Source organism: Martelella sp. (genome assembly GCF_984369615.1).
This window is the reverse complement of record NZ_CFHTCS010000278.1, coordinates 1-5,800: the sequence shown is the minus strand read 5'-3', so window position 1 is coordinate 5,800 and position 5,800 is coordinate 1. Positions and strand designations below refer to the sequence as shown.

Annotated in this window: 5 protein-coding genes and 1 pseudogene; all 6 read right to left on the bottom strand. The window is 65.1% G+C overall.

Annotated features, from left to right (window positions below):
- Positions 1-193 (bottom strand): annotated as a pseudogene (locus AC5DC2_RS18060) (DUF917 domain-containing protein); the annotation flags it as partial.
- 1 nt (position 194) lies between these two features.
- Positions 195-1,445, bottom strand: coding sequence for a Zn-dependent hydrolase (locus AC5DC2_RS18055; RefSeq protein ID WP_491699476.1), 1,251 nt, complete (start codon positions 1,443-1,445; stop codon positions 195-197).
- Positions 1,442-2,821, bottom strand: coding sequence for a hydantoin-5-propionate amidohydrolase (gene ertD / locus AC5DC2_RS18050; RefSeq protein WP_491699475.1), 1,380 nt, complete (start codon positions 2,819-2,821; stop codon positions 1,442-1,444). Before ertD ends, AC5DC2_RS18055 begins: the two co-directional genes overlap by 4 nt.
- Positions 2,822-2,831: 10 nt before the next feature.
- Complete coding sequence (locus AC5DC2_RS18045) at positions 2,832-3,572, bottom strand: ABC transporter permease (RefSeq protein WP_024707610.1); 741 nt, start codon at positions 3,570-3,572, stop codon at positions 2,832-2,834.
- Positions 3,569-4,507 carry an ABC transporter ATP-binding protein gene (locus AC5DC2_RS18040; RefSeq protein WP_491699474.1) on the bottom strand — a complete coding sequence of 313 codons (939 nt, stop codon included), beginning with the start codon at positions 4,505-4,507 and terminating at the stop codon, positions 3,569-3,571. The genes AC5DC2_RS18045 and AC5DC2_RS18040 overlap by 4 nt, the downstream gene beginning before the upstream one ends.
- Entirely contained in the window at positions 4,504-5,706 is a 1,203-nt protein-coding gene (locus AC5DC2_RS18035; protein WP_491699473.1) for an ABC transporter permease, read from the bottom strand. The genes AC5DC2_RS18040 and AC5DC2_RS18035 overlap by 4 nt, the downstream gene beginning before the upstream one ends.
- Between the last annotated feature and the right edge of the window lie 94 nt (positions 5,707-5,800).

Genomic DNA, 5,800 nt, shown 5'->3' with positions numbered 1-5,800 from the left:
CGATGGCGGCGGCGGTCGCCACCCAGTTCTCGTCGGCAAGCTCCTCCACCGAGACCAGCTCGGGCTTGCCGACATTGACGGCGGCATAACCGAGCATGCGGCCGTGATCGGCCCATCCGCCGCCGCCGGCGGCATAAACCGAGCCGCCCTTGACGGCGGGCTCCACATCTTTGGTCGTCAGGATACGGCCCATCTCATTGCTCCATCAGTTGTGTGTCGAGCCGCTTCACCGCTTGAAGCAGCACCTCGGCTCCGAGCGCGATATCGGCGTTTTCCGCGAATTCTTCCGGCGCATGAGAACGCCCGTCCCGGCAGGGGATGAACACCATGCCGGCCCTGGCAATGCGCGCCATGAAGGCGGCGTCGTGGCCGGCACCCGATGCCATGCGGCGATGGCCGGCGCCGGTCGTTTGGCAGGCCGCATCAAGCGCATCCATCACCAGGTCATCCATCGGCATGGCCGGATTGTCGGAGACGAGGCGCGGCGGCGCGATGTTGACGCCATTGTCCCGCGCGATGCCTTCAAGAACCGCTTCAAGCGATGTCAGGAAATCACCGAGATCGTCGCGGTGTTCCGAGCGGATATCGAGCAGCATGCGCACCCTGGACGGCACGACGTTGGCGGCGTTTGGCCACATCTCGAATTCGCCGGCGGTCGCGGCAAAATGGCCGGGCGTCGCCGCAAGCGCGCCGGCAAGGGTTTCGACAGCGAGCACCGCATGGGCAGCGGCGGCGAGCGCATCGGCACGGCGGTTCATCGGCGTGGTGCCGGCATGGTCTGCCCGGCCCTCGACGATGATCTCGACGCGGGTGATGCCGGCGATAGCGGTGACGACGCCGATGTCCAACTTCTCGCCTTCCAGCACCGGCCCCTGCTCGATATGCAGTTCGAGAAAGGCGCGGACGTCGTCGCGGGCGGCTTGCAGCGCCGGCCTGCCGCCGACCTTTTCGATACTCTCCGCCAGCGTCATGCCTTCAGCCCTGCGGTCAAGCCATTCATCCGGGCGAACACCGGCCATGCCGCGCGACCCGATGCAGGAGACGCCGAAGATCGAGACTTCCTCGGCCAGAAAGTCCGTCACTTCCAGATCGTGTTCGAGTTCTATGCCCGCCTCCTCAAGACCGCGCGCCACTTCGAGCGCGACGACAACGCCCGCGACCCCGTCGAAACGCCCTCCATCCGGGACGGTGTCGGAATGCGAGCCGAGCATGATCGTGCCGATGCCGGGCGTCCTGCCCTTGCGCGCGCCGACCAGATTACCCGCCGCATCGATCCGGGTTTCAAGACCTGCGGCGCGAAACGCGTTTTCAAGATAGGCACGGCCTTCGAGAAAGAGCGGCGAGAAGGCACGGCGCGTCCACGGCCGGTTCGGGTCGGTGATCGCGGCCAGCGCGTCGATATCGGCGGCGATGCGCGCCGGAGAAACAGCGAGATTGCGGCTCATCGGATCATCTCCCGAAGCGGCAGGCTCGCCTCGGGGCGCACGAAAGCGCCCGTGCCGGGCTCGGCGACGGCCTTTCCGTCAAAGACCTGTTTTCCGCGCAGCCATGTCGCCGTCACCCTGTAGGGCAGCCGCATGCCGTTATAGGGTGACCAGCCGACGACATTATTGCCGCTTTCGCCCGCGTCATAGACGAAATCGCCCGGTTCCAGCACGGCAATATCGGCGTGCTTGCCGATCTCAAGCGCGCCTTTTAAATGGTCGATACGGAAATGCTTCGCCGGGTTTGCCGCCATCAGCCTTGCAGCCCAGAAGAGCGGCACGCCATGCTCGAGCGCGCCCTTGATGAAGAGCGGCATCATCACCTCAAGCCCCGGAACGCCCGAGGCATTCGCCAGCATCTCGGGATTGGTCTTGCGGTCCTCCGACCAGCTCACATGATCGGTGGACACCAGCGTGACATTGCCTGAAGCGACATGACGCCAGAGTTTTTCGACCTCGGCCCGCGGACGCACCGGCGGGTTGATCTTGGCCTTGCCGCCAAGCCGCTTCACATCATTTTCCTCGTCCAGCGTCAGATAATGAATGCAGCATTCGACCGTGGCATTGTGGCCCTCAGCCCGATAACCGGCGGCGATTTCGTAGCCGCGGCCAAGCGAGCAGTGCACCACATGGGCCGGGCAGCCGGTTGCCGCCCCGGTCTCGTAGATCTGGTGCATGGCGAGCAGCTCGGTCAACGGCGGGCGCGACAGGCCGTGGGCGCGGTAATCGGTGACGCCGGAGGCCTTGACCTTCGCGATTGCGGCGTTGACGAATTCATCGTCTTCATTGTGAACGCCGGCGGCAAGGCCGGTGGGCGCGATCGCTGCAAAGCATTCTTCCAGAAGCGCAGCGGGGATGCGGGGAAAACGGGTTGGATGGGTGCCGAAGGTGGAAAACTTGAAAGCGGCAACCCCGGCGTCTACCTGCTCGGCGATGCGGGCGGCGCCTTCAGCGGGATCAACTGTGCCATAGAGCGCGAAATCGACGCGCGCCTGCGGCGAAGCGTGGGCGATCTTCTTTTTGACTGCTTCGGCCGAATTCACCACATTGCCCTCGTCATAGGGCATGTCGATGATGGTGGTGACGCCGCCGCCGGCGGCCGAGCGCGTCGACCAGATGAAATCCTCCTGGTCCTTCTGACTCAGTGAATGCACCTGCGCGTCGATGGCGCCTGGCAGGATCAGGGCGTCGCCGAGATCATGGCGCTCGCGGGCGGTGGGGGCGATGCCCTGGCCGATGGCGGCGATCAGCCCGTCTCGGACGGCGACGTAGCCGCCCCTGACCACCCGATCGGAAAGCACCAGCGTGCCTTTCAGAACGAGATCGAAATCCGACATTTGATGTCTCCTAGTAGAAGCGGCCGGTGCGCCGCGCGGTTGCCCGCTCGAACATCACGAAACCGTCGTGAATGAGGAGCGCCAGAACCCCGACCACGAGGCCGCCTTGCAGAACGAAAGCGGTGTTGTTCGACAACAGCCCGGCGATGATCACCTCCCCGAGCGTCTTGGCGGCAACCGTCGAGCCGATCGTCGCCGTCGCCAGCGAGATGACGACCGAAAGGCGGATGCCGGCGAGAATGACGGGAAAGGCCAGCGGAAACTCGACCTGCATCAGGCGCTGCGTGCCGGTCATGCCAACCCCGCGCGCGGCCTCCGAGACATTGCCCGGCAGGTTGGTCAGCCCCGTCAGCGCGTTTTCGAAGATCGGCAGAAGGCCATAGAGAAAGAGCGCGATCAGCGTCGGGATCGGGCCGAAGCCGAACATCGGCACGGCAAGCGCCAGCACGGCGACCGGCGGAAAGGTCTGGCCGATATTGGCGATCGAGCGCGACAGCGGCAGGAACTCGACGCCGAAGGGCCGTGTGACGATGATGGCAAGACCGACGGAAAAGAGCGTCGCCGCAACCGTCGCCACGCCGACAATGGCGAGGTGGCTCAGCGTCAGGGAGAGCAGGCTGGTCTGGGTATAGATCGCCGGCGCGCCGTTCTGCGTGAACGGGCGGAACACCGGCGCGAAGGCTTCCGGGAAGCTGATGAAGGCGATCAGCAGCACGAGAAGCGCCAGACGGATGATTACCGAAGCCCTCATGATGCCGGTCCCGCGGCGCGGCGGATCAGGGCATCGCGGGTGACGCGGCCGATCACCTTGCCGTCACGCTCGACCGGCAGCGCGTCACGGCCGGACCAAAGTGCGGCGGCCAGCGCGTCCTTCAGGCTTGCCGAAGCGGGGATCGCTTCGCCCTCGGCCGGGCCCTGCTCGACGAGGTTTGCGCAAGCCTCCAGCGAGAGCATGCGGAAGGCCTTGTCGCCGGTGCCGAGCAGTTCGTTGACGAAGGCGCTCGCCGGATCGGCGATGATTTCGGCGGCCGGCGCATATTGCTCGAGCTTTCCCTCATGCATGACCGCGATCTTGTGGCCGAGGAGAATCGCCTCGTCCATATCGTGAGTGACGAGCACGACCGTGGTGGAGAATTTCTTCTGGATGTCGATCAGGTCTTCCTGCGCCTTGGCGCGGATGATCGGGTCGAGCGCGCCGAAGGGTTCGTCCATCAGCAACACGGCAGGTTCGGCGGCGAGCGCCCGGGCAACGCCGATACGCTGCTGCTGGCCGCCGGAAAGCTCGTGCGGCATGCGATCGCGAAAGGCTTCCGGCTCCAGGTGGAACAGTTCGAGCAATTCATCGACGCGGGCATTGCGCCGCTTCCTGTCCCAGCCGAGAAGCTTCGGCACGGTGGCGATATTCTCCGCCACCGTGCGGTGGGGAAACAGGCCGTGGCCCTGAATGGCATAGCCGATGCCGCGGCGAAGCTCGTAGTCCGGCAGTTCGCGGTTGTCGCGCCCGTCGATGCGGATCGTGCCCGAAGTCGGCTCCACGAGACGGTTGATCATCCGCATCAGCGTGGTCTTGCCGGAACCGGACGTGCCGACGATCGCCGCCAGTTCGCCGCGCTCGACTTGGAGCGAGACATTGTCGACGGCATTGTAGTCGCCGTAGACCTTGGTGATTCCCTCGATCTCGATCATGCCCGGCTCCCGTTTTTGGATTTTGTCTGGCTGATTTCGACAAGCGCATCGAGAATGATGGCCGCGGCAAAGGCCATGCCGACGACCGGCAGCGCGCCCAGGAGCACGAGGTCGGTTGCCGTCTGGGCGATGCCCTGAAAGACGAATGTGCCGTATCCGCCGCCGCCGATCAGCCCGGCAATCACCGCAAGGCCGATATTCTGCACCAGCACGATGCGGATGCCGGTGAGGATGACGGGAAAGGCCAGCGGCAGCTCCACCTGGAAAAGCCGCTGGCGGCCGGTCATGCCCATGCCGCGGGCGGCCTCGCGGGCATCGCGCGGCACGCTGTCAAGGCCGGCGACCGTGTTGGAAACGACCGGCAGCAGCGAATAGGCAAAGAGCGCCACAATGGCCGGGGCAAAGCCGATGCCGGCAATGCCGAGTTCGGCCGCGCCCGGCACATTGCGGCCGATCCAGGCGAGCGGCGCGATCAGCAGGCCGAACAGCGCGATCGACGGAATGGTCTGCAGCACGTTGAGGCTGTTGAGAATGGTGGCGCGCACCTTCGGCACGCGAAAGCACAGGATCCCGATCGGGATGCCGGCAATCGAGGCTGCCGCCAGCGAACCGAAGGCCAGCTCCACATGGGTGCGGCCTTCGCGCCAGAAGGCGGAAGCGCGGTTGTTGTATTCCTTCAGGATCGAAAGGTCGTTCCAGGCGCCGGACCAGAGCAGAAGCCCGATGGCGAAGGAAGCGATGACCAGAAACGCGATCCGCATCATCGGCGGCAAGGCCTTGCGCACGATCGCATCGGCCATGGCGATCGAGAAGGCAAAGAGCAGGATCCAGAAGCTCGCGCCGGGCGAGACACGGGCATACGGATTGTCTTCCGGCATCAGGAAATAGCCCGCGCGGCCGACCATCAGGGCCAGAACAGCGATGGCCGCGACGGAGACGCCGAGCCTCAGATTGACCGGCGTCTTGAACAGGATGACGGCAATGGCGGCAAGCATGGCGGCGACAAGGGCGACGGCCTGCCAGAGCGGCATCGCCGACCAGACCATGATATTCTCCGCCGCCACGATACGGTTCGCGCGAAACAGCGCGAAGGGCTGAAGGAAGAGCGCCACCAGCGCAATCGCCGCGACGATGATGCCGAGCTTGTCAAGCCGGCTTACGGCCCGGCCGTCCTTTCGGTATTCGCTGATGGCTGACATGGCATGCCCTTCGGCTTGTCGGTCGGTTGTCCCGCTTGCGGCGGGGGGCGATATGTCCCTTTAATCTCCCCCCTTGAGGGGGAGATGTCGCGAA